Origin of the sequence: Ureibacillus yapensis, assembly GCF_003515775.1 — a bacterium.
Taxonomy (GTDB): Bacteria; Bacillota; Bacilli; order Bacillales_A; family Planococcaceae; genus Ureibacillus; species Ureibacillus yapensis.
On record NZ_QWEI01000006.1, the window covers coordinates 1 to 22,796 of the forward strand.

27 protein-coding genes and 1 other RNA gene are annotated in these 22,796 nt (G+C 38.8%); 25 read left to right on the forward strand and 3 right to left on the reverse strand.

Annotated features, from left to right (window positions below; translation table 11 throughout):
• Positions 1–181: 181 nt before the first annotated feature.
• Both ssrS and D1B33_RS11720 read right to left on the reverse strand, forming a co-directional pair.
• A non-coding RNA gene (gene ssrS / locus D1B33_RS11715) (6S RNA) lies at positions 182–373 on the reverse strand.
• Positions 374–555: 182 nt separating this feature from the next.
• Positions 556–1,197 (reverse strand): YfbR-like 5'-deoxynucleotidase, encoded by a 642-nt coding sequence (locus tag D1B33_RS11720; protein WP_199677403.1) that lies wholly within the window; start codon positions 1,195–1,197, stop codon positions 556–558.
• Positions 1,198–1,507: 310 nt separating this feature from the next.
• On the opposite strand from D1B33_RS11720, the gene D1B33_RS11725 reads away from it, so the two are divergent.
• The 23 genes from D1B33_RS11725 to D1B33_RS11830 all read left to right on the forward strand — a co-directional run bounded on the left by D1B33_RS11725 (position 1,508) and on the right by D1B33_RS11830 (position 19,781).
• Positions 1,508–2,071, forward strand: coding sequence for a superoxide dismutase family protein (locus tag D1B33_RS11725; protein WP_118876591.1), 564 nt, complete (start codon positions 1,508–1,510; stop codon positions 2,069–2,071).
• A gap of 167 nt (positions 2,072–2,238) precedes the next feature.
• Complete coding sequence (locus tag D1B33_RS11730) at positions 2,239–2,811, forward strand: 5' nucleotidase, NT5C type (protein ID WP_199677404.1); 573 nt, start codon at positions 2,239–2,241, stop codon at positions 2,809–2,811.
• A 560-nt stretch (positions 2,812–3,371) separates the two neighbouring features.
• Positions 3,372–4,085, forward strand: coding sequence for a GntR family transcriptional regulator (locus tag D1B33_RS11735; protein WP_118876593.1), 714 nt, complete (start codon positions 3,372–3,374; stop codon positions 4,083–4,085).
• 131 nt (positions 4,086–4,216) lie between these two features.
• A complete protein-coding gene (phnG, locus tag D1B33_RS11740) occupies positions 4,217–4,639 on the forward strand; it encodes a phosphonate C-P lyase system protein PhnG (RefSeq protein WP_118876738.1) in 423 nt (140 codons plus the stop codon).
• 11 nt (positions 4,640–4,650) lie between these two features.
• Positions 4,651–5,214 carry a phosphonate C-P lyase system protein PhnH gene (phnH, locus tag D1B33_RS11745; protein WP_118876594.1) on the forward strand — a complete coding sequence of 188 codons (564 nt, stop codon included), beginning with the start codon at positions 4,651–4,653 and terminating at the stop codon, positions 5,212–5,214.
• Between the two features lie 2 nt (positions 5,215–5,216).
• Positions 5,217–6,308, forward strand: a complete 1,092-nt coding sequence (locus tag D1B33_RS11750) for a carbon-phosphorus lyase complex subunit PhnI (protein WP_118876595.1) — start codon at positions 5,217–5,219, stop codon at positions 6,306–6,308.
• A complete protein-coding gene (locus D1B33_RS11755; protein WP_118876596.1) occupies positions 6,301–7,152 on the forward strand; it encodes an alpha-D-ribose 1-methylphosphonate 5-phosphate C-P-lyase PhnJ in 852 nt (283 codons plus the stop codon). Before D1B33_RS11750 ends, D1B33_RS11755 begins: the two co-directional genes overlap by 8 nt.
• Entirely contained in the window at positions 7,142–7,978 is an 837-nt protein-coding gene (locus D1B33_RS11760) for an ATP-binding cassette domain-containing protein (protein ID WP_118876597.1), read from the forward strand. The genes D1B33_RS11755 and D1B33_RS11760 overlap by 11 nt, the downstream gene beginning before the upstream one ends.
• A 10-nt stretch (positions 7,979–7,988) precedes the next feature.
• Positions 7,989–9,164 (forward strand): phosphonate metabolism protein PhnM, encoded by a 1,176-nt coding sequence (gene phnM / locus D1B33_RS11765; protein ID WP_118876598.1) that lies wholly within the window; start codon positions 7,989–7,991, stop codon positions 9,162–9,164.
• Between the two features lie 16 nt (positions 9,165–9,180).
• The gene (locus D1B33_RS11770) at positions 9,181–9,870 is read left to right on the forward strand and encodes a phosphonate C-P lyase system protein PhnL (RefSeq protein ID WP_118876599.1); all 690 of its coding nucleotides are present in this window, start codon (positions 9,181–9,183) and stop codon (positions 9,868–9,870) included.
• The gene (locus tag D1B33_RS11775; RefSeq protein WP_118876600.1) at positions 9,867–10,679 is read left to right on the forward strand and encodes a PHP domain-containing protein; all 813 of its coding nucleotides are present in this window, start codon (positions 9,867–9,869) and stop codon (positions 10,677–10,679) included. The genes D1B33_RS11770 and D1B33_RS11775 overlap by 4 nt, the downstream gene beginning before the upstream one ends.
• Before the next feature lie 116 nt (positions 10,680–10,795).
• The gene (locus D1B33_RS11780; RefSeq protein ID WP_118876601.1) at positions 10,796–11,863 is read left to right on the forward strand and encodes a PhnD/SsuA/transferrin family substrate-binding protein; all 1,068 of its coding nucleotides are present in this window, start codon (positions 10,796–10,798) and stop codon (positions 11,861–11,863) included.
• A 153-nt stretch (positions 11,864–12,016) separates the two neighbouring features.
• Positions 12,017–12,823 (forward strand): phosphonate ABC transporter ATP-binding protein, encoded by an 807-nt coding sequence (gene phnC, locus D1B33_RS11785; protein WP_118876739.1) that lies wholly within the window; start codon positions 12,017–12,019, stop codon positions 12,821–12,823.
• A 13-nt stretch (positions 12,824–12,836) separates the two neighbouring features.
• Positions 12,837–13,628 carry an ABC transporter permease subunit gene (locus tag D1B33_RS11790; protein WP_407656726.1) on the forward strand — a complete coding sequence of 264 codons (792 nt, stop codon included), beginning with the start codon at positions 12,837–12,839 and terminating at the stop codon, positions 13,626–13,628.
• Positions 13,628–14,473 (forward strand): PhnE/PtxC family ABC transporter permease, encoded by an 846-nt coding sequence (locus D1B33_RS11795; RefSeq protein WP_118876602.1) that lies wholly within the window; start codon positions 13,628–13,630, stop codon positions 14,471–14,473. The genes D1B33_RS11790 and D1B33_RS11795 overlap by 1 nt, the downstream gene beginning before the upstream one ends.
• A 174-nt stretch (positions 14,474–14,647) precedes the next feature.
• Positions 14,648–14,794 (forward strand): hypothetical protein, encoded by a 147-nt coding sequence (locus tag D1B33_RS18580; RefSeq protein ID WP_199677406.1) that lies wholly within the window; start codon positions 14,648–14,650, stop codon positions 14,792–14,794.
• Between the two features lie 157 nt (positions 14,795–14,951).
• The gene (locus D1B33_RS11800) at positions 14,952–16,067 is read left to right on the forward strand and encodes an amidohydrolase (protein ID WP_118876603.1); all 1,116 of its coding nucleotides are present in this window, start codon (positions 14,952–14,954) and stop codon (positions 16,065–16,067) included.
• A gap of 22 nt (positions 16,068–16,089) precedes the next feature.
• Positions 16,090–17,205: a mandelate racemase/muconate lactonizing enzyme family protein gene (locus D1B33_RS11805; RefSeq protein ID WP_118876604.1), complete on the forward strand. Its 1,116-nt coding sequence runs from the start codon at positions 16,090–16,092 to the stop codon at positions 17,203–17,205.
• Between the two features lie 8 nt (positions 17,206–17,213).
• A complete protein-coding gene (locus D1B33_RS11810; protein ID WP_118876605.1) occupies positions 17,214–17,906 on the forward strand; it encodes a GNAT family N-acetyltransferase family protein in 693 nt (230 codons plus the stop codon).
• Between the two features lie 114 nt (positions 17,907–18,020).
• On the forward strand, positions 18,021–18,584 hold the full coding sequence (locus D1B33_RS11815; RefSeq protein WP_118876606.1) for an HPP family protein: 564 nt from the start codon (positions 18,021–18,023) through the stop codon (positions 18,582–18,584).
• Positions 18,585–18,859: 275 nt separating this feature from the next.
• Entirely contained in the window at positions 18,860–19,399 is a 540-nt protein-coding gene (locus tag D1B33_RS11820) for a sigma-70 family RNA polymerase sigma factor (RefSeq protein ID WP_118876607.1), read from the forward strand.
• Positions 19,396–19,548: a YvrJ family protein gene (locus D1B33_RS11825; protein WP_118876608.1), complete on the forward strand. Its 153-nt coding sequence runs from the start codon at positions 19,396–19,398 to the stop codon at positions 19,546–19,548. Before D1B33_RS11820 ends, D1B33_RS11825 begins: the two co-directional genes overlap by 4 nt.
• Before the next feature lie 26 nt (positions 19,549–19,574).
• A complete protein-coding gene (locus tag D1B33_RS11830; RefSeq protein WP_118876609.1) occupies positions 19,575–19,781 on the forward strand; it encodes a hypothetical protein in 207 nt (68 codons plus the stop codon).
• Positions 19,782–19,825: 44 nt separating this feature from the next.
• Here D1B33_RS11830 and D1B33_RS11835 read toward each other — a convergent pair whose 3' ends face one another.
• Entirely contained in the window at positions 19,826–20,533 is a 708-nt protein-coding gene (locus D1B33_RS11835) for a Fe-S oxidoreductase (protein ID WP_118876610.1), read from the reverse strand.
• A 122-nt stretch (positions 20,534–20,655) separates the two neighbouring features.
• Here D1B33_RS11835 and D1B33_RS11840 point away from each other — a divergent pair, with 122 nt between their 5' ends.
• Both D1B33_RS11840 and D1B33_RS11845 read left to right on the forward strand, forming a co-directional pair.
• Positions 20,656–21,084 (forward strand): DUF4395 domain-containing protein, encoded by a 429-nt coding sequence (locus D1B33_RS11840; RefSeq protein ID WP_118876611.1) that lies wholly within the window; start codon positions 20,656–20,658, stop codon positions 21,082–21,084.
• A 140-nt stretch (positions 21,085–21,224) separates the two neighbouring features.
• Entirely contained in the window at positions 21,225–22,673 is a 1,449-nt protein-coding gene (locus D1B33_RS11845; RefSeq protein ID WP_233549464.1) for a GMC oxidoreductase, read from the forward strand.
• Positions 22,674–22,796: the final 123 nt, after the last annotated feature.

Genomic DNA, 22,796 nt, shown 5'->3' on the forward strand with positions numbered 1-22,796 from the left:
TTCGAATCCCGTACGGGTCATAATGAAGAGTCTGTCTTGAAATCAAACTTTCAAGACAGACTTTTTTTGCGTTGTATTAGCTATTAAGTGGTAGGAGAGTAAAAAGACGCAATAAAAAGGGTGATTCCAATAATCTGGAATCACCCTCTTCAACAAAAAAGCCTTGCGATACATTATGTATGGCAAAGCCGCCTTGCCGTAGTTATTATAGAAAGTTTTAAACCACCACTCCTCAAAGTGGGTGTTCGCAAAAGATTTCCTGTATATCGTCATTCACCGCAGTGTGACGCTCGCCATTCCATCCTTGATATAAAACTCCCTTTTACAGATCAAAGGTTAAAACTTAATATGTGTACGGACAACGCAGCTTTAATGTTATATTAAACGATTGAAAATCGTTATGCAAGTATGACGTCTAAATAAAAACATCAACTTTTTATCATACAAACTCACTGGATAATTGCGGCTCGCTTTCTTTTGAGGAAAGTTAAAGGGGGATTAATTGGAATTTTAGGCAAAATAAAAAGCCTTCCATATATGGAAAACTTTTGACTTTTATTCATCTTTACTCAACACTTCGTTCGTCAATGCTGCGATGTTAATTTGGGTTTCTTCATGAATGACATCATTCAGAATTTCATTGCGGAAGTAGCGAACACTTTTTTCAAGCGGCATTTTTAATAACTTTTTAAGTGCCTGCTGATACATGATGACGAATTCTTTATCTGTATTCCCGCGTTTCAACTCTGCAAAGGACTCATAAAATTGATCGAGCTTATCTGCAAACTCCAAGAGCCGTCCTTCCAGGGTTTCGTCCTTGCCTTCTTTCATGCGATCCATGAACACATCCTGGAAATCGGGAGGTATTTCTTCCCGTATGAATTTTTCCATCATTTTTTCTTCTACGTGTGCCAACATTTGTTTTAGCTCCACGCTGGCATGTTTTACTGGTGTCTTGATGTCCCCAATAAATACTTCCGCAAAGTCATGATTGATGGTTTTCTCATAAAGGGACTTCCAGTTTACAGTAGCGCCATTCATTTCCTCAAGTGTGGCAAAAAACATTGCATATTGGGATACTTTCCATGAGTGAGCAGCAACATTATGTTCTTCAAATTTAAAACGACCTGGGGCACGGAAAATACGTTCTAAATCATTTAAACTTGTGAAAAATTTATGGATACCGATAAAAATCACTCCTCAAATTTTTTGTAAGCAACTTAAAGCTGCTTTTCTGTTTATCATATATATATTCATTCCCCAATAGTTGCCGAAAATAATCATTTAACAAATATTTATAAATTATTTACAAATAATAAAAACAAGACGGTTTTAATTTATAAGATATGCTAAAAGCCAAAAATGGAATAGTCATTCTTCTTAATTGAGTACTTGCCTGCCAGAGATAAATGTTTATGTTAATTCCTTAAAGGGATTGTTTAATTTGGCTAGTAACGGAATATTCCCTTTTCCTGATGGCGATACTGCCATCGAGGAGGGATAAAATATGTGGAAAACTTTAATATTTTTAATGAGTACAGCGTTACTATTAAGTGGATGTGGATTATTTGGCATGTCCAATGAAGAAAAACTCGTTCCGGTAAACGCGCCTGAAAGTTTACAAGCATCGGCGAAAGTAATTGATGCAAAAGGCGAAGAGATTGGCCATGCGGAGTTCACGGAAGGTTCTGACGGTGTCCTGATTTCATTGGGATTAACAAATATACCGGAAGGGGAGCACGGCATTCATATCCATGAAGTGGGGAAATGTGAACCGCCAACATTTGAATCAGCTGGTGCCCACTTCAATCCATTGCACAAGCAACATGGAACGAATAATCCAAAAGGACCGCACCTTGGCGATTTGCCAAACATCTCGCCGGAAACAGATGGTTCTGTTCAAGTAGAGTTTGTAGCGAAAAACATAACATTGGAACCTGGTATGGAAAATTCCATCATGGATGCAGATGGCAGTTCACTCGTTATTCATGAAAAAGTGGATGATTATAAAACAGATCCAGCAGGAAACTCTGGAGCACGTATCGCCTGTGGTGTAATTTCATCCCAATAATGATAAAATGGCTGTGGAGAGAAGCTGGATTCTCGGTTTCCTCACAGCTTTTTTTGGCCATACATAAAGAGCGCTTTTGTGTAAACTTATTTAAGTTTCTGTTAATTGATGATTTATGCAATTGTTTTTCGCGCCATGGTTTTTTAGACTTAAACTAAATTATTCTAATGGAGGTAACCATGAAAAGTATTGCGGTAGACATGGATCAAGTTTTGGCGGATTTTCTTGGGAAGGCATCGAAGGCATTTAAAGAGCGTTATAATATTTCCATTCCGAGAGAGGAATTCAATGTCATGAAGCTGGAAGCGCAATATCCCGAACTGGCAAAGGAATTCTTTTTAATGATAAATGAACCTGATTTCTTCCGTGACTTTGAATTGGAAGATCCGTATGCAGTGCCTGTTTTGAAGGAATTGAATGAGCATTATGAAATTTATATAGCGACTGCAGCAATGGATGTACCTGGAAGCTTTACTGCGAAGTATGAATGGCTGATGGAACATTTCCCATTTCTGGATCCTCAGTACTTTATCTATTGCGGGGATAAGAAAGTAGTAAAAGCAGATTACTTAATCGATGATAACATTAAGCAGCTTCGATCCTTTACCGGAGAAGGAATTCTATATTCCCAGCCTTATAATCTGCATTGCGACGAGTTTAAACGCGTTCACAACTGGCAGGAAATCAGGAATTTATTTATAGGAAGCGACCAAGATTCCTTATTGGTAAAAAGCAAATAATCCCATAGTAATGTTAGAAGCTGTCTTGAGTGCAAACTTTCAATGACAGCTTCTTTTAGTGGGCCGGATGAGCAAACTTGGCGGTGAAAATCCACTAAATATTTGGTCCATGGATGGTGACGTGGAATCTGAAGGAAGTTGACTGATAAACTAATGGCTACTCTCCACTCGATTGCCGTATTGTTTCCTTAAATGTAAAGTTAGTTATTTTTCTGTAAATAGATTTATTTTTAATTGTTTTTCGGCCAACGCTTTTTTAGACTTAAACTAAGTGTAGCAAAGTGCTTTCAAATGCTATACGGACATCTCTTATTTAACTCCTGTACTTTTTCTGTGGAGATAAAAAGGTCGTCAAAGACCAATTCTTAATTGATGGCAATATCAAACAACTTAACTCAATTAGCGGGGAATGGATTTATATTTTCAACCATAATGAGCCTTTCACTAATTTTATAAGAATACATAATCGGCGGAAATTAAATGCAAGTTAAGCAATAGAGTAGATTATTCACCAGCATGCACAATAACATACTAATAAGTAGCTTTTTTGAGGTGGAAATATGGAGAATATTGAAGTTCGCGATTATTTAATCGAAAAGATACAAAGTTTTAACGGCGGAGAAAACGGAAAACTGCCGAGTGAAAATAAATTAGCTGCAAAATTTAATGTCCCTAGGAAACGCATTCGTGACGTGATCATCAATTTAGAAGAAATGGGTATGATCGAGTCTAAGCAAGGAATTGGACATTTTATTTTACCGAAACGAAAGCTATTGAACATTGTGTTGACAGGGGACGTTAGCTTTAGTGAAAAAATGAAGCAGCAAACCGATAACTATAAATCTGTTTTAACAAGACTTGAGCAAGTTGTATTAACCGATCATGATTCCCGGCAAATCGAATTTGAAGGTAGTAAAGTTGTTTATATTATCGAAAGGCTTCGTTATATTGATGATGAACCTGCTGCATTACACCGGTCTTATGTAAATGGGGAACTTTTCCCGGAAATCAAAAAAGAACGTAGTCAGTTAACCTCGATCTATCAATTTTATAAAAACCATGGTATCGAAAACTTTGAAAGTAAATTCACCAGACTTTCAACGATATTTCCAGGTAAGTATGAACGTATGATGCTTCACTGTGAAAACCTCGTTCCGCTTATTTTAGTGGAATCCGACAATTGGGATAAGGATCACAATATCCAATTAGAATATACTGAAATTTTATATCGAAGCGACCGCTTCTCGTTCCAATTAAAAAATGAAAAGTCTTGAACAAGGATGGCTCTGTAAAAAGAGTCATTCTTTTTTTAGTATTCATTTTGCTTTTTACAAAGTCTTTACAGTGGCTTAATGGTGTTCTGCTTGGCGACAAGATACATTTGCAAATGGAAGGGGTGCGAATCATGAAACGTAATTTACGAACTAAACTATTAATCGAAATAGGAAGACATGAAGCGATTCAATTTGCAAAACAAATATTGAACACCTATCAAGTGGAAGAAATACAGCCACCTAAACTTGGACTTACTATGATTAAAATACGGGAATCTGCAAAGCAATCATTATTTTACATAGGCGAAGTGTTAATTACAGAAACAAAAGTGAAAATTCAAGCTAGCTTTGGAATCGGTATTGTCATTGAAGAAGATGAAGACTTGTCCCGTGCATTGGCAATTATTGATGCGGTTTATAAAGAAAACTTACCCGAAGCGGCAATTTTAGATAAAGAGCTAGAAGAACTAGAAGTGAAATACCACCAAAAGCAAGAACAGATGAAATGCTCTGTTGAACGGACAAAAGTGAATTTTGAGACGATGAAGATTTAGGAGGAAACCAAATGGATGAACATCTAACACAAGGCTCATTCCGAAAAATATTAGAGGCTATGACATTTCCGGGAAAAACGATTCCATTGGAAAAAAGTTCAACAGAAGTGCCACCTTTATATTCCCAAACCCTACTAGTATGCCAAACCCTTTTAGATAGTGAAGTGACATTTGCCGTGTTGCAGAACCAACAAGTCAGCCAATCGATTCATGCTTATACAGGCAGTCATGAAACAAAATTGGAAGAGGCGGACTTTATTGTAATCCCCCAAATGGTTTCGAATGAAGCATTGATTCAGTTAAAGTCGGTGAAAACCGGCGATTTAAGGGATCCACAAAAATCAGCTACTTTATTTATTGAGGTGGATAGTTTAACAGAAGGAACAGCATTTGAATTAAGCGGACCTGGCATTAAAGATAAGACGGTCATTCATTCCAATTTATCGAAAGAATTTATCGAAACTCGAGCACTATTAAATGGTGAATATCCATTAGGAATAGACACGCTATTCATTGATCGGGATGGACTGATACTGGGGTTGCCAAGAACGACAAAAGTGATGGAGGTGAAGTAAAGATGGGCTATGTAGCAGTTACGGGCGGTCAAGAAGCCATTGAAGCTTCTCTGCAGCATTTATCCTATGAGCGTTTAAAGGACGGGAAGTTTATCGATGTTCAGGCACTTAAGGCAACAATGCGGGGCTTCTTAGATCAAGTAATGTCTGAAAGCAGTCTTTATAGTGAGAATCTTGCAGCATTGGCAATGAAGCAAAGTGAAGGAAATGTTGAAGAAGCAGTCTTTTTACTGCGTGCGCACCGCTCAACGTTGCCAAGGCTTTACTATTCAACAGTAACAGATGCTCGAGAGATGTTTGTTCAACGCCGAATATCAGCGAGTTTCAAAGATATTCCGGGAGGGCAAATTTTAGGTGCATCCCATGATTATCTCCATCGCTTACTGGATTTTTCACTCATGGAGGAAACAGAAGCAGATGTCTTAGCGAAAAAATCCGAGTTTGAACAAATGGAAGTGCCTGAAAAAAGCTCCTTACCTTTAGATCATTTACCAAAAGTGATGGATTATTTGAGAAATGAAGGACTCATCAATGAATTTCCTTTAAATGATGAGGAACCGGATGATGTGACAAAGGAGAGCTTAACTTTTCCAAGCAGCAGAAGTGAACGTCTTCAAATTTTAACTCGTGGTCAAACGGGTGCAATTAATTCTCTTGGTTATGCAGGGTTGCGCGGTTATGGCTCATCGCATCCAAATGTGGGAGAAGTGCGAGTAGGCTATCAACCAATTCATATTGCTTTAGATGATGATGAAGATGAATACTATATCGGTTCAATTAAATTAACGGAAGTAGAATCATTTATTCCTGTTAATGTAAGTGAAAATGGCAAAGAAGTATTGGAGTTTGATATCGGGTATGGTGCTTGTTTTGGACAAAACGAAACGAAAGCAATTGCGATGTCTATCTTGGACCATGCCTTGGAAAATCCGGAAAACACACCAATCCATGATGAAGAGTTTGTTCTCCTTCAAGTCGATACAGTTGAATCCACTGGGTTTATCTCACATTTAAAATTACCGCATTACGTCACTTTCCAATCTAAACTTGAGCAAGTACGAAAAATCAAAAGGGAAGGTGTGCCAAATGAATAAATTTCCGTTCGCATTTTTAGATGAGCAATCCAAAAAGGAAATTCGAAGAGCGATTTTAAAAGGAGTTGCCATTCCTGGCTACCAAGTCCCTTTTGCCTCAAGAGAAATGCCCATTGGCCGTGGATGGGGAACGGGTGGACTGCAAATTACCCTGGCTTTAGTTGGGAAAGAAGATGTGCTGAAAGTGATTGATCAGGGCTCCGACGAATCTGTTAACGCAGTGAATATAAAGAAGCTTGTACAAAATACAACAGGTGTTCAAACAACTATTCATACTAGTGAAGCCACGTTAATTCAGTCTCGGCACCGTATCCCGGAGGTTCCATTACGCAGCGATCAAATTTTGGTTTTGCAAGTACCAGAGCCGGAGCCGCTTCGTCGTGTTGAAAGAAGTGAATTTAAAACAAAACAGCTGCATGCAGAAAAAGAGTATAGCGGGGCATGGCTGTGGCTATTCGAACAGATTATGCGCTATAACCAAACAACTCAAGGGGCAGATTATCCAGTACTGGTCCATGAGCGCTATGTGATGAATCCAAGTCCGATTCCACGCTTTGACAATCCGAAAATCAATGACAGTGATGCATTGATTCTGTTTGGGGCTGGTCGTGAGAAAAAAATTTACGCTGTGCCTCCCTATACAAAAGTGGAGTCGTTAGCATTTGATGATTATCCATTTGAAATCGAGAAGTTTGAAGGGAAGGCATGTAAAGTAACAGGGTTAACCAATGTCTTCTTAGATGAGATGACCGATGAAGTGACGGGTGAAACGTATTATGTATGCAATGATACGAGCTTCATGCAGGAATATTTAGAAAAGAGAGGGACAGTTAATGTTCGATAAACCAATTCTACAGATTAAGAATTTATCGAAGCAATATGGCAAGGGGTGTCTGCATTGCCAAAATGATGGCGCACAGCTGGAGCGTAATTTCTGTCCTGTGTGCAAAACGGTGTATGCCTGCAAAGACATTTCATTCGATCTTCATCGAGGAGAAATTTTAGGCATTGTTGGCGAGAGTGGCAGCGGCAAGTCGACTCTTATGAAAAGTCTCTACTTTGATGAAGAAGTGACATCAGGAGAAGGCTATTTAATTGATTATCATGAAGGCAAAGAAAATATATTTTCCCAATCTGGCCAGCAACTAAGATGGATTCGGAATACCCTTCTTGGAATGGTTTATCAAAATCCAATGCTTGGACTGAAAATGGATTTTTCATCGATTAGCAATATCGCAGAAAAACAAATCGCTGCCGGTAATCGAAATGTAGATAACATGGTAAGCCGAAGTTATGAACTGTTGGATAAAGTAAATATTCCTGTTGACCGCAGTAAAGAGCCTCCTAAAAATTTTTCCGGTGGTATGCAGCAACGAGTGCAAATAGCAAAAGCCCTCTCGAGCAATCCTCCTATCCTTTTACTGGATGAAGTGACAACCGGGTTGGATTTATCCGTTCAAGCGGCAGTACTGGATTTAATTAAAACCATTCAACGAGAGATGCAGATTTCCATGATTGTTGTATCTCATGATTTAGCCGTAATACGCATGCTGGCAGATCGGACAGTTGTTATGTTAAATGGACAAATCATTGAAGAGGGGCTAACGGATCAAATTTTGGAAGATCCTAATCACCCTTATACGCAACAACTCGTGTACTCATTACTATAGGAGGCAAGTTATGTTCATATTAACGAATGGAACGATCGTAACGGAAGAAGAAATGTTAAGTAATCACGCAATCGTCGTAGAAGGGGATACGATTGTTAAAATAATTCATGAAGATGAAGTAGAACAATATATCGATGCAATAATAATCAATGCGAATGGTGGTTATATTTCTCCGGGTTTTGTGGATATTCATTCTGATTATATTGAAACAATTGTATCGCCGCGCCCAAATTCGATGATGGATATGCATCTTGGTTTAAGGGAAAGCGAACGGATTTTAATGACCCATGGGATTACGACCATTTTTCATTCTCTTTCTTATTATGGAGACGATAAATATTCCCACAAAGCTATTCGTAATCCTGAAAATGTCCAAAAATGTGTCAATGCGATTAATGACTCCCATAATTCTCGGCATTTAATTCGCCATCGTTTGCATGCTCGCTTTGAAATTGATTGCGTAAATCAATTGCCTACCCTAATCGAGAATATTCAAGATGATAAAGTACATCTGTTGTCATTTATGGACCATACACCAGGACAGGGACAATATCGCAATTTTGAAATCTATAAACAGATTATGCGTGGTTATAAAGATATGACCGATCTTGAAGCGGATACATTAATTGCAAGTCAAATTGAAAAAGAAAAAATCACATTAGATCAAATTGAAGAAATTTCAAAGCTTGCAATCGAAAAAAATATTGCCGTTGCTTCCCACGATGATGATGAAATTGAAAAACTAGAGCTCGTGAAATCCTACGGTACAACTATCAGTGAATTCCCGATTACATTGGATGTTGCAAAGGCCGCGAAAAAGCTTGGCTTGAAAACAATAGCAGGGGCTCCAAATATTTTGATTGGGGGTTCTCATACAGGGAACTTAAGTGCGGCCGAAGCCATACAAGCAAGAGTAATCGATATTATTTGCAGTGATTACTATCCGCCTGCAATGCTGCATGGCATTTTTGAAATGAACAAAAAATTTGATGAAAGTTTACATTATCTATTCCAATTAGTAACCATCAATCCAGCCAGAGCTGTGAATATGGGCCATTTGATTGGATCCATTAAAGAAAATAAAAAAGCGGATTTACTAATTATTGAACAAATGGATGACGGCTTCCCAATGATTACAACAACGATGGTTGATGGCAAAGTCATACTGCAAACAAATTATCGGTAACGAAGGGGTTAGGTCAATGATTCAAGTAGAGAATTTACAAAAGCATTTTACAATCCACCATTTAGATAAAACCTTAAGAGCTATTCAAGGTATCTCATTTTCAGTAGAAAAGGGGCAATTTTTAGGCATTGTCGGTAAAAGCGGGAGCGGTAAATCCACGATTCTCAAAAGTATCTATGGCACTTATCGACCACAATCAGGCGCCATTTATTATGAATCTGAAAGCTTTGGCAATATCAATCTAGCAGAAGCAACTGATCAAGAGATCATTCACTTGCGAAAATATGAAATTGGCTATGTCTCGCAGTTTTTATCTGTGATGCCAAGAACCAGCGCCTTTGAATTAGTAGAGCAATCCGCCTTGGAAACAGGAAAAAGTCCTGAAGAAGCCATTACAGAAGCAAAGGAAACATTAAGCGATTTTGATATAGATGAATCACTCTGGAATAACTATCCGAACTATTTTTCGGGCGGTGAAAAGTTACGGCTGAATATTGCAAGAGCGGTTGTAAAAAAGCCCCGTTTATTGCTTTTGGATGAACCGACAGCGAGCCTTGACGATGCTTCTAAGCTGAAAGTACGTGAAGCAATCGAAAAACTAAAACTTCAAGGAACGACCTTAATTGGGATTTTTCATGATTTGGAGTTTATGGAAGGCTTATGTGATGAAGTATTTACAATGCAAAAAGGGGTGGTGAACAGTTGAAAGCCGATCTTCATATGCATAGCACTTATTCAGATGGTGCGGATTCGCTTGATGTGTTATTCCAAAAAGCATTGGAGAGAAAATTAACCCATATTAGTGTGGTGGATCATGATACAACAGCACATATTGAACCTGCCCTTCAATTAGCTGAACAGTATGGCGTCCAATTTATACCCGGCATTGAGATTTCAGCCTTTGATTTTGCAAGAAACCGAAAAGTTCATATTCTTGGCTATGATTTTACTAATGATACACATATCAAAGCTTTGTGTGACCCTCTTTTGCAAAGAAGACATCAACATTCTCTTTGGCAATTAAAGAAAATTCAAGATTCAGGTTTTGCACTATCAAAAGAGCGTGCAATGAGCTACGTAAAAGAGGGAGAAATTCTGTATAAGCAACATATTATGAATGCTCTTACAGAGGCAGATTTTACGTCTGAGAGTTATCAAAAGTTATACCGTTCCTTATTTAAAGGAGAGGGAATAGCCTCAGGAGATATCGAATATATAGATGCCTTTGATGCAGTTCGCGCCATTTGTGCCGATGGTGGGTATGCGGTTTTAGCGCATCCTGGCCAGCTTGACTCGTTTGATCTTGCAAAAGAGTTGGTAACCTTTGGCTTAAGTGGCATCGAAGTGATTCACCCTGACCACTCCCAAGAAGATGCAGATAGAATTAAAAAAATTTCCAGTGAGTATAATTTGTTTCAAACAGGCGGTTCAGATGACCATGGCAGGTATGGTGCGAGTTCTAATGGTAAAAAATATGTTTTGGAAAATATATACAATATACCGTTTATTAAATAGATGTTAATCATTGTTAAGTGTTTTTAAGATTGCTTTTTTCGTCAGAAAGTTGTGATTTAATAATTTAGTAGGATAAATCTATAGAAAAATAGTACATAAAAAGGGAGATTAGGATGATGAAAAAATTAGTTGCTATTATTTTCATGAGCATTTTATCAGTACTAGCCTTAGTTGGATGTAACTCTGAAACTTCAGGGACAAAAGATGCAAATGCAGCAGGTAAAGGAACACAAAACGATGAGCCGTTGGTAGTTGTATGGTATCCAAATGAATCAGGCAATGAATTAAAAGCATCCCGCGACACTATAGGCGCATTAATCACGGAAGCTACTGGACGCGAAGTTGAACATAAATTAACAACAGATTATGCCATTGCGATCGAAACCATTGCAAATGGAAATGCTCACTTAGCATTTATGGGAGCTCAAGGTTATATCGAAGCTAATGAAAAAAGTGCAGATGTACAGCCTTTAGTTGTTTCATCTGGTGAATCAGGTACATTGGAGGATGCGGTATATTACAGTTGGTTGGCAGTACCTAAAGAAAAGGCTGAAGAATATAAAACAAATGGTGAATTTGATATTGATAAAATCGCTGGAAAACGTTTTTCATTCGTATCAGCTTCATCAACATCAGGATATAAAGTTCCATCAGAAGCCATCATTAGCCACTTTGGTGATCAAGATGAATATAAAGATTTAACTGCAGAGGATCTAGCAGAATCAAATGCTTTATTCCCGGAAGTATTATTTGGCGATTCCCACCAGGGTTCAGCTGTAAATATGTTAATGGAACGCTCAGATGTATCAGCATTCTGTGATACTTGTGTTGCGAACTATGTAGAATTGGCAGAAGGGGAAGCAAACACACCAGGTGCTGTATACCGAGTAAAAGATGATGCAGCTGCTCCATTCAACAACTTAACAGGAAAAGAATTCGTATTAATCTCTGTGACACCAGTATTAAATGCACCATTCGTAGTGAATGAATCTGTACTTTCTCCAGAGGAAATCACAGCGTTGGAAGAAGCGATGACTTCAGATGAAACAGCAAACAATGAAGAAATCTTCGTTCCGGAAGGTTCAGATGCTGCTGGATTATTTGAAAAATCTGAAGGCGGCAATGAAAGATTCGTAAGTGTAGAAGATGATTGGTTCAATCCAATTCGTGAACTTTCAAAATAAGGTAAACGAAAAAGAGAGCTTATAAAATACGTATAAGTTCTCTTTTTTAAAATAGCTGTTTCGCGAGTGAAGTAAAGTCTTAAAGGAAATAGTGTGAAAAAATTTAGAGGAGTTGCAAAAATGCCGCAAGTTTTGACAATGGAAAGAAAAGACATGACAGAGTACAAGACTTCTGAAAACAAAGGTCAACAGGGCGAAACACTTCTTAAAGTTGAAAATTTATATAAGAGCTATAATCGCAATACCCTAGTTCTTCAAAATGTTCAAATGGCTTTAAAACAAGGAGAGTTTGTTTCCATAATCGGTCCATCGGGCGCAGGTAAATCCACACTTTTACGCTGTATCAATCGAATGATCGATCCAACATCCGGCAGTATTTTATTTGATGGAGTAGAAATGACGACTTTAAATAAGGCCGATTTAAGATCGCAGCGTGCAAAAATCGGGATGGTATTTCAACATTATAATTTAGTGTCCCGTTTAAGTGTTTTTGAGAATGTATTGCATGGTCGCTTTGGCTATAAATCTACTTTACAAGGGGTATTAAGCTTATTCACGGAAGAAGAAAAGAAACTAGCCCTCGAGATATTAGATAAGCTTGGCATGAAAGAGTTTGCATATAAAAGATGTGACCAATTAAGCGGTGGGCAAAAGCAACGTGTTGGAATTGCACGAGCATTGGTGCAACAGCCGAAACTGCTGCTTTGTGATGAACCGATTGCATCTCTCGATCCGAATTCTTCCAAAGTAATCATGGATCATTTAAAGGATATCAGTGAAACGATGGGAATTACAGTATTAGTAAATCTTCATCAAGTGGATGTTGCATTGAAATATTCCGACCGAATAATTGGTTTGAATAAAGGAAGCATTGTTTATGAAGGTATTCCTGAAAACCTTTCTAATATGGCAATCCGTGATATCTATGGCTCAGAAATAGAAGATTTGATTTTGGAATAAGGTGGTGCAAGTATTGAACGGTAATCTTGATGTTGTTAAGAAAAAGAAAATTCAAATGACGCTTGTATTACTCATTATGTTACTGATTACTGTGGGTACCTCAATGCTTACAGAGTTTAGTTTTGCGCAAGGGATTGCTTCAATACCAGGAACAATTGTATGGATGGCAACGAATTTAATTCCTGGAGCAGAAAGCATGGAGAACCTTCCAAAGGTACTCGCTAAACTATGGGAAACCATCGTTTTATCCGTTTTATCTACAACAACAGCAGCTATTGCTGCGCTGTTCTTTGCCTTATTAGGTTCCAAGACAACAAAAGTTAATCAACCAATGGCTATTATGTCACGTTTTATTGCATCCGTGTTTCGGAATATTCCGGTTGTGGCATGGGCATTAGTACTTGTAATCTCTTTTGGACATAACGTTGTGACAGGCTATTTCGCACTGTTCTTTACAACATTCGGATTTCTGGTTCGTGCTTTTATTGAAACAATCGATGAAGCAAGCATAGAATCGGTTGAAGCATTAAATGCGACTGGCGCTACATACTTCCAGATGGTCTTTCGTGGTGTTATTCCTGAAAGTTTGCCGCAAATGGTCAGCTGGTTATTTTTCATGATTGATACCAATATAAGAAGTGCTACACTCGTGGGATTATTGACAGGAACAGGAATCGGCTATTTATTTGATATACATTATAAACGGCTGGATTATGAAACGGTTGGTTTGATTACCATTTGTATAATTGTTGTGGTGATTGCCATTGAATTTATCTCCAATAAAGTAAGGAGGCTCATTTTATAATGGAAGCAGCTTCATCCGTGCAACGATTAAAGGTGCGGCACGGAAAAATTAAAATCAGAACTTTTAATAGATCGACTTTTGTACTTCAATTAACATTAAGTTTTATCTTGTTGTTTACAATTATTGCACCGTTTTTTCTAGACTATAGTGCAATTGATATTCAAACAGCTATTTTTTATACGCTCGATAATTTAAAAATGATGTTTTTACAACCAGCTTTAAACCAAGTTACTTTGGGGGCTGCACTCTATCAAATTTTGATTACTTTATCCCTGGCGTTTTTATCGACATTGATTGGTGCAGTAATTTCATTTTTCTTAAGCATAGCAAGTGCAAAAAATTTAATGCCTTCGTATATCTCAAATATTATCATTGCTTTTAACTCATTTATACGAGCAGTACCTACTGTTTTATGGGTATTGATTTTCGCAATTGTTGCTGGTTTAGGAAGTGTAGCTGCCGTTTTAGGAATGACGTTGCATACGATCGCTTACTTAACAAAAGCGTATTCTGAATCAATTGAGGATATTGATAATGGCATGATTGAGGCATTAAGAGCAACGGGTGCGAAATGGTGGCATATTATCGTGCATGTCGTTTTGCCTCAAACCTCTTCTTATATGGTTTCTTGGACATTCCTTCGCTTCGAAACGAATTACGGAGTAGCGATTGCTATGGGAGCAGCTGCTGCGGCAGGTGGGATCGGATTCGAATTATTTATGGCATCGAGCTTCTATTATGATTTACATGAGGTAGGGATGATTACGTACTTTGCTTTAGCAATTGCACTAATTTTGGAGTTCATCTCTATTTGGATAAAAAATAGACTGATTGGCAGTAGGTAGTCTGCTCAAGTCCCTCTAGCTTAGATGGGGCTTTTTTCTTTGGAACAATGAAATTTCTGGCATCCTTCAATGAGCTTAATTTTTTGCATATTTTACAAAAACATGTTGTTTTCACAAAAGGAGATGTGTATGATATAAGATATCTGAAAATTCAAACTAAGGGGCGCTTAAAAAATGATTAATTTATTATTATCCAAGTTTGAAACGTATTTGTTGGATGAGGAGCTAGATGCTAATAATCAGCAAGATCACATTGAAGCAGCGTATGAAGAGCCTGAAAATTTTTATGAATATCCACCTGGATTTTTTTCAAGTTTATAAATTTGCGAAACGGCAAATCCTGAAGGGGATTGTCGTTTTTTGCATTGAGGGAAATGCAATACTATTAATTGACTTTATAGGCGATAGCGGTTAATAAATAATCTTTTGTTATGTATAATAGATAAAAGGGAAAACGAAAAATTCGAGGTGCAAAAAAATGGGCCAAGTAAAGACATACGAAGAAGTCATCTATGGATGGTTTGATCATTTTCATGATCATCCGGAAGTTAGTTGGAAAGAAGTCGAAACAACTAAAAAAATTGCATCTATTTTAGATGAAATGAAGGTTAAATATAAATTTTTTGACGCTATTACCGGCCTTGTTGCTGAAATAGGACAAGGTGAAGAAGTGATTGCGGTAAGGGCGGATATTGATGCGTTATGGCAAGAAGTAGATGGAGTGATGCGCGCGAATCACTCTTGTGGACATGATGCAAATATTTCAATGGTATTGGGTGCATTATTGCAGCTAAAAGATGCTCCATTAAAAAAACGGATACGCTTTATCTTCCAGCCGGCAGAGGAAACGGGCGGCGGTGCCATTGAAATGGTGAAAAGAGGGGCAATCGATGATGTTTCTTATTTATTCGGGGTCCATCTTCGCCCAATCGAGGAACTGCCATTAGGGAAAGTAGCCCCTGCCATCCATCATGGAGCAGCACTCTTTTTAAATGGGTCCATTCATGGCATCGATGCGCATGGCGCAAGGCCTCATCAAGGGAAAAATGCAATTGACGTGGTTTTTGCGATTCAGCAAATGTTAAAAAATATTTATATTAATCCGTTTGATGTATATAGTGTCAAGTTGACGAAAATTGTGGCAGATGGGGGAAGCGTGAATATAATCCCTGGAAACGCAACATTTTCAATCGATGTCCGAGCACAGAAGAACGCCGTATTGGAAGAACTTCAAACTCGTATTGATGAAGGTTTTGAGGCAATTGGTTCTATGTTTGGCGTGGAAGTGAAATGGCATTGGGTAGATAAAACGCCAGGCGCAGAAGTTTCTGAGGAAGCAGCGAAAATAGCAGAAACATCCATTATCGAAGCATTGGGAATCGAACATTTAGCACAGCCAATTTCCACACCCGGCAGTGATGATTTCCATCACTACACAGTACTTCGCCCTCACTTAAAGGCTGCAATGATCGGCGTTGGCGCAGATTTGGCACCGGGCCTCCATCATCCCCATATGACGTTCCATAAAGACGCGTTAATGGCAGGAGCAAAAGTACTAACAAACACTTTACGAAATGCAGCAAGTTTAAACTAAAAGATAAAAGGAAGTACCAGTCATGAAAATCAAGAAAATCGAACTATTTGCGGTAAATTTACCATTAATACAACCTTTCATTATCAGCTATGCAACCTACCCAAACATTCAGTCCATTATTGTAAAAATGACAACGGAATGCGGGTTGGTAGGATGGGGGGAAAGCGTCCCTGATGAACATATTACCGGTGAAACGCCCCATTCCGCTTATGCCATGTTAAAGAATACATTGGCGCCATTAATGATTGGACAAAACCCAATGGAATTTGAGAAAATTCATGAACTAATGGATCAAAGCGTCCACAGAGCACCGGCAGCCAAAGCAGCAATTGATATGGCCTGCTTTGATGTGACAGGGAAAAAACTGAATGTTCCTGTTTATCAGCTACTGGGCGGCCGCTACCATGAGAAATTCCCTGTAACCCATGTACTAAGCATTGAGGAGCCAGAGAAAATGGCGAACGAAGCGGAGGAAAAAGTGAAAGAAGGCTATACCTCTTTCAAGATGAAAGTCGGCAGGGATGTAATGGGTGATGTAAAACGCATTCGAGCGGTACGTGAACGAGTGGGAGAGGACATTGCAATCCGTGTGGATGTAAACCAAGGCTGGGGCAATAGCGCGAATACCTTGCAAGCCCTGCGTCACTTGGAGAAGCTGGGCATCGATTGGCTGGAGCAGCCTGTCGCACAAGATGATATCGATGCAATGGTGGAGATTAAATCGAAATCAACGGTTCCACTCATGATCGATGAAGGAATTCGCGACATGAATAATATGCGGGAAATTATCGCAAAACGCGCTGCTGATAAGGTGAATATCAAGCTTATGAAGTGCGGAGGAATCTATCCGGCCGTGAAGCTTGCGACAATGGCGGAAATGGCTGGAATTGAATGCCAAATCGGCTCGATGGTGGAGTCTTCCATCGGTTCTGCTGCAGGTTTCCATGTGGCATTTTCGAAAAAAATAATTAAAAGTGTAGAGTTGACGGGTCCTGTTAAATTCTCGAAAGATATTGGGGATTTAAAAGACAGTTATATCATCCCGCATATTCAATTAAATGAACGTCCTGGTTTAGGTGTGAGTATAGACGAAACAGTATTAACAGAACTTACTCAGTACTCGGACAGTATAGAGTAGGTGAATGAATGGAATCAATTTATGAAGGCGTATTGGGCACACAACCTTATCATGTGAAGGTCCTTGAACAAAGCCATTTGCCCCAAATACTGGACTTGCAAAAGACTGTTTTTGATGCATTGTCCAATAAGGATATATTGCAGCCCTTATCAGAAGAAGAATTTCTATTTATCTTGGAAGAGCATGGTCTGTTAATAGGAGCATTTGTTGAGGAACAATTAATTGCGTTTCGCGCGGTATTGGTTCCCGAAATTGATGATGACCATTTAGGATATGCCATTGGGCTAGTCGATGAATCGGAATTAAAACGGGTACTTTACCAAGAAATATCAAATGTCCATCCAGATTATCGGGGACATGGCTTGCAAAAAGCATTGGCTAAAGTGATTATGCAACAGATTGATACGAAAGACTTTGATTATCTGGCTGCCACCGTCATGCCATACAATATTGCGAGTCTAAAGGATAAGTTTTCCCAAGGTTTTTATATTGTTAATTTAAAATATGCCTATGGCGGCAAGTTACGCTATGTTTTTGCTCTGGATTTACGTCAACAGCCATTGTTTGAACAGGATACGATTACGGTTTCAATGGGTGATATTGAGTTACAGCAAAGACTAATACAGGAAGGCTATGTTGGAATCGCAATGAAGCAAAGTGCGGATGATTGGGTTGTAGAGTATAGCAAAATGCACCCTTAATCATTGTATGAACGATTTAGCTGCCTTAAGCGTCGCGATAGATGTTTAAGGCAGCTTTTTTTGTGAAATAGTTATTGGGAATAAAAAGGAAGTATAGAATAGGAGGCGAGGACATTGAATTATAAAACACAGACAACAGAACAAGAGTTAAGAACTTATAACCAGAGAATAAGGGCTTTTTTCAAAAAAATAAGGGGTTATCCGCAAACCAACAATCGTTCTACGCTTTCAGATGCATTAATTGCCTCGATTGGCGCGTTTATCTGTATGTTAACAATCGTCCAATTAACCGAATATACTCATTCCTTATGGTTTATCGCCTCATTTGGAGCAAGCAGCATGCTGGTTATGACTGCATGGAATGCACCAGTTGGACAACCACGAAATGTGATTGGCAGCCATCTGATCGCTTCCTTCATAAGTGTCGGAATCTTGCAATTATTTGGCTCAAGTCCCTTAACAATGAGTCTGGCGCTATGTATCACAATTTTTTGTATGCTTATGACAAGAACTTTCCATCCTCCTGCTTGCGGAGATACGATCATTATTATGATAAATGCCTATAGCTGGAGTTTTTTAGTAGAGCCCGTATTGATGGGAACCATCGTCATCGTTGCATTTGGTCTAATCATCAATAATTTGCACCCGCGCCGGAAGTATCCATTGTATTGGTGGTAGCAAGAATAGGATGTATAGTATTGTTTACATATTTAGAGAACAAAACTCCGTATGATACAATAAGTTTTAAACTTCATTCTATATTACTGCAATGCAACTATTTTCATTGTAGTAATATATGTTGAAAGTTTGAGGAAGTGGGACTTGGGATTTATTATTTGCCTAAGGGTTGTAAAATTTGGTGTAATTAAACCTTTTATATATAGAGAGAGATATTTTTTTTGACCCAAAACAGAACATATGTTCCCTAAATTCGTACGAAGAGTGGTGTTTTTATGAATATGGATGAAAAAATACTAAATAGCAAAAAGTTTGAGAAGTTTTTGGAAGGTGAAAAAAATAAGCTGCTTTACTTAAATTACCGTTTAATGCCGAATGAAGAAAATGCCATGAAATTGGATGAGGCATACAAAAAGTTTGAGAGACAGCTGATTGCAAGATCTTATTTAAGGAAGGTCATTGCCTTTGAAGCCAGGAAATTTGACGCGAAAATAAGAGCAAAAGAAAAGAAAAATATATCCCTTCATGCAACGATTGAAGATGGAAGTACATTGGAAGGCGTCTTGGTAGACGAAAAAAGCTGCCACATTTATGAAAGAGTATTGGATTCAAATCTGGAAGAGATTTTCGAAGATCGCAAGCTATCTAAAGCAGTTGCGAAGCTGACGATTAAGCAGAAGAACATTCTCTCGCAAATCTACCTATGGGAATTAAGCGAAAAAGAAATTGCCAATAACTTAAAGCTAACTCAGCAAGCGGTATCTAAAGTGCATCGAACCGCTCTGAAGCGATTAAGGGAGGTGATGAAGCGGTGATCGAGGGCCTTGATTTTGTTCAAATACTAGGGGACGTTGGTTTTCCGGCAGCCATTGCGGTGTATCTGCTGGTCCGTTATGAAAGAAAATTAGACAAATTACGCGAATCTATTGATGCCCTTTCTGATGATTTGAATCAAAGCAAGTAGGCACAATGAGGCAGGTGTTGTACAGTATGCAAAACGATCATACAAAATATCAATTTCAAACCGAAGAGAAAAATGAGTTGTTGGAAAAGATGACGCCAATTATTGAACACGCGTTATTGCAAACACATCCAAGAAATAGAGAAGATTTAAGGCAGCATCTCTATGAACTGATGATCAAGACTTTAAATAATGTCAGATTTTCAGAACCTGGAGGATTATTTAGAAGAAAATGAGAGTACCAATTTCAACCCCCTCTTTTAGGGGGTTGAACCTTGTCTTACTTTATTGGGCAAAACGTACAACGCTGTAAGCCGGGAATGTCTTTTGAAAAGCAGCAGCTTTTTCTTAAGGGTTGATTCACTAGCTGGGCGGGATTTTTTCCGCCTGTATATTCATAAAACCATGATTTATTTGAAAAAGATTGCCATACTTTTGTATCTTCCAGTATTTCCAAATCTTCGAATGCGCGGTCGGCAAGCATTGGGTTTTCAAGCTGTTCATAGTAATTCCACAGCATGTAGCCAAAGAGGTTTTCCCATAAAGTGAGCGGGGAAATCGATGTTGTTTTTCGCAGTTGCTGAAACACTTCATGGCACTGATATAAAATTTTGCGAATAACATATTCCCGTTCCTGGTCCTCTACATAGCGGTAGTCATTGGGCGTGATAAATGTACCGAGCGTATTGACGCCATATTCATTGATTAAGCTATAGCGCACATCCTCTTTTTTTCCATCCCAAATTTCATCATACATCGCGAGCATATAAAATTGCGAGGCAATAAACATCCCGTAACGTCTGCTGAAGTGAGAAATTGCAGCCGTTTCCGTTGCTGCCTGCGTGATGCCCATCATTAAATTTCGAAAATCCTTTAAATAAAAATCCTTGTGCAGGTTTTCCAAAGTAAACAAAGGACGTTCCGGATCTTCCGTAAAAATGCCGTATGAATTTAAAAATCTAGATTGATCATAGGTTAGGGCAGGCATTGAATACACCTTCTTTCTTATTTAAATATATCACTTTGATAAATAATGATGAAGATTTTACTATACAAAGAGTACTTATAGTATTAAAATGTATTAAACTAATAAGAAAGGTTGGTTTTACGATGGAACAAGTACCTTCAATCCCGCGTCCATTAGTAAGAACAAACCAGTGGACCACTTTGCTTTCGGTTGTATTTACGTGGATTACAGGGACAGTTTGGATATTGGCAATCCCGCTTGTTGCCAATCTAATGGGGATATTATTTAACTTTAATCCCATCATGAAAATTGCGCGACTGTTTTTAATAAAACAAGAAAAGAAGTATGTTCCTGAAGATATAACACAGCAAAAATTTAACGCATGCATTGCAAGTTTTTGTTTGGCAGGCGGGCTAATAAGTTTTCTTGCAGGTTGGACAGTTGCAGGTTATACGTTTACAATCCTGGTTGCACTTGCCTCATTGATCGCAATTATAGGCTTTTGCATTGGATGTTTTCTCTTTTATCAAATCAAGCAATTTCAGTATCGCCACTCAACAAAGCACTCCTGATCACTTTGCTTCTCCGGGTGAAAAAGTATACATATAAATAGGTAGGAACCGTTTCCAAATTCAGAGGAAAGGGTTCTTTTTTATCTGAATTTCCCATACACTTAACTGTTTTAAACTAATGATAAAGGTGGGTATGGGATTTGGTAATACGATACCAAAACAACTGGATTCCGACAAAAAGTGTTGAGGAAATGGCACAAACTGAATATGATGTTCTGATTGTTGGAAGCGGACCTGGCGGCGGAGCGGTACTTTATCGGCTTTGTGAGCTATGGAAAAATCAAGGGGCCAAAAAAATTGGTATCCTGGAAAGAGGCGACAAGTTATTTCATTCCCATGCCCAAAACATACCCACTCAAAACGTCAATACTTCACGCGATGAACTATTACCATTTAATTCTACGCCTCTCGGTGAACGACTGCCCCAATTTCCAGGTGCCACAATGGTATATGCCCTTGGCGGCAGATCATTGTTTTGGAATGCCGCCACGCCAAGGCCAATTGAAGCAGAATTGCGTGGATGGCCAATCAACCGGCGTGAATTAGATGTCTATTATGGAATGGCGGAAAAGTTGCTGCACACGACAATGGATTATGCGAAAGGTTCGTCGATGCAGGACATCATGTTAAAAAGGCTTCATGGGGAAGGTATTCTTGAGGCAAGAGATATGCCTGTTGCATTCGATATGACTCCTTCTCATCAAGGGCAAGTGCATTCCAATCCCTGGTATAGTTCCATCAACGCTTTAGCCGCTGGATTATTTGATCGACCATATGATCTTGCGACAGATGCATATGTATCGCGTGTTTTCACTGAAAATGGCGGAGCGGGTGCTGTAGAAGTCTATTCTGCAGATAAAAGTGTCCACATTATTGAGGCAAAGAATATCGTCATATCTGCAAGTACTTTAGAAACGCCGCGTATTCTCCTTAACTCCGGTATTCAAGGGCCGAATATCGGGCGCTATTTAACAGGCCATGTATCAATGATTAGTATCGGTACAATAAGCCGAGAACAATTCTCCGATAGGCTTGGCAATCTATCTATCCTGAAATTCGAGACAGAGGATTCTCCTTATCAAATCCAGATTCTGGGGCCAGATCAATATTGGTCTTACCAGCAATTCGAAGACAAAGAGCTGAAAAATGAACTGGTGGTTGCTTACGCTGCATTTGGAAGAGTACAGCCAAGACCTGAAAACAGAGTATATATTGATCCTTCCCAAACAGATGACTACGGAGTTCCATTGCAACAGGTTCAATATTCGCTAAGCGAGCGTGATCTTCAGGTTGCCGAGCAAGTTGAACAAGGCATTAGGGAATCTGCAGATGCAATGGGGGTAACACTTGATGAGTCAACATTGGTATTGAGGCCGCCTGGTTCGGATATGCACGAATCTTGTACTTGCAGAATGGGGAATAACCCGAATACGTCCGCAACAAACCGAAATGGGCAGATACATGGAGTGCGAGGTCTTTATGTAGCGGATAATAGTGTTCTTCCAACACTGACGGCTGCCGGTCCGGTCCTTTCAAATACTGCTTTGGCCATTAGACTTGCGGATCATATTGTGCGTCAATCAAGATGAAAATAAAAAAGGCCACTGTTTAATTTAAGCAGTGGCGATCGGATGACTTCGGTAGTGTCCCGGAGTCATTTTTGGCTATGTTTCTTTAAATTTCAAAGAACGATTTGTTAGAAAAGTACACGT

Excerpts from the sequence above, each read along its gene's own strand:
- phnM (WP_118876598.1), top strand. The coding sequence starts at position 7,989 with ATGTTCATATTAACGAATGGAACGATCGTAACGGAAGAAGAAATGTTA.
- D1B33_RS11840 (WP_118876611.1), top strand. The coding sequence starts at position 20,656 with ATGGAACAAGTACCTTCAATCCCGCGTCCATTAGTAAGAACAAACCAG.
- D1B33_RS11830 (WP_118876609.1), top strand. The coding sequence starts at position 19,575 with ATGCAAAACGATCATACAAAATATCAATTTCAAACCGAAGAGAAAAAT.
- D1B33_RS18580 (WP_199677406.1), top strand. The coding sequence starts at position 14,648 with ATGATTAATTTATTATTATCCAAGTTTGAAACGTATTTGTTGGATGAG.
- D1B33_RS11780 (WP_118876601.1), top strand. The coding sequence starts at position 10,796 with ATGAAAAAATTAGTTGCTATTATTTTCATGAGCATTTTATCAGTACTA.
- D1B33_RS11800 (WP_118876603.1), top strand. The coding sequence starts at position 14,952 with ATGGGCCAAGTAAAGACATACGAAGAAGTCATCTATGGATGGTTTGAT.
- D1B33_RS11750 (WP_118876595.1), top strand. The coding sequence starts at position 5,217 with ATGGGCTATGTAGCAGTTACGGGCGGTCAAGAAGCCATTGAAGCTTCT.
- D1B33_RS11795 (WP_118876602.1), top strand. The coding sequence starts at position 13,628 with ATGGAAGCAGCTTCATCCGTGCAACGATTAAAGGTGCGGCACGGAAAA.
- D1B33_RS11805 (WP_118876604.1), top strand. The coding sequence starts at position 16,090 with ATGAAAATCAAGAAAATCGAACTATTTGCGGTAAATTTACCATTAATA.
- D1B33_RS11820 (WP_118876607.1), top strand. The coding sequence starts at position 18,860 with ATGAATATGGATGAAAAAATACTAAATAGCAAAAAGTTTGAGAAGTTT.
- D1B33_RS11770 (WP_118876599.1), top strand. The coding sequence starts at position 9,181 with ATGATTCAAGTAGAGAATTTACAAAAGCATTTTACAATCCACCATTTA.
- D1B33_RS11725 (WP_118876591.1), top strand. The coding sequence starts at position 1,508 with ATGTGGAAAACTTTAATATTTTTAATGAGTACAGCGTTACTATTAAGT.
- D1B33_RS11730 (WP_199677404.1), top strand. The coding sequence starts at position 2,239 with ATGGAGGTAACCATGAAAAGTATTGCGGTAGACATGGATCAAGTTTTG.
- D1B33_RS11835 (WP_118876610.1), bottom strand. The coding sequence starts at position 20,533 with ATGCCTGCCCTAACCTATGATCAATCTAGATTTTTAAATTCATACGGC.
- phnC (WP_118876739.1), top strand. The coding sequence starts at position 12,017 with ATGACAGAGTACAAGACTTCTGAAAACAAAGGTCAACAGGGCGAAACA.
- D1B33_RS11810 (WP_118876605.1), top strand. The coding sequence starts at position 17,214 with ATGGAATCAATTTATGAAGGCGTATTGGGCACACAACCTTATCATGTG.
- phnH (WP_118876594.1), top strand. The coding sequence starts at position 4,651 with ATGGATGAACATCTAACACAAGGCTCATTCCGAAAAATATTAGAGGCT.
- phnG (WP_118876738.1), top strand. The coding sequence starts at position 4,217 with ATGAAACGTAATTTACGAACTAAACTATTAATCGAAATAGGAAGACAT.
- D1B33_RS11735 (WP_118876593.1), top strand. The coding sequence starts at position 3,372 with ATGGAGAATATTGAAGTTCGCGATTATTTAATCGAAAAGATACAAAGT.
- D1B33_RS11755 (WP_118876596.1), top strand. The coding sequence starts at position 6,301 with ATGAATAAATTTCCGTTCGCATTTTTAGATGAGCAATCCAAAAAGGAA.
- D1B33_RS11760 (WP_118876597.1), top strand. The coding sequence starts at position 7,142 with ATGTTCGATAAACCAATTCTACAGATTAAGAATTTATCGAAGCAATAT.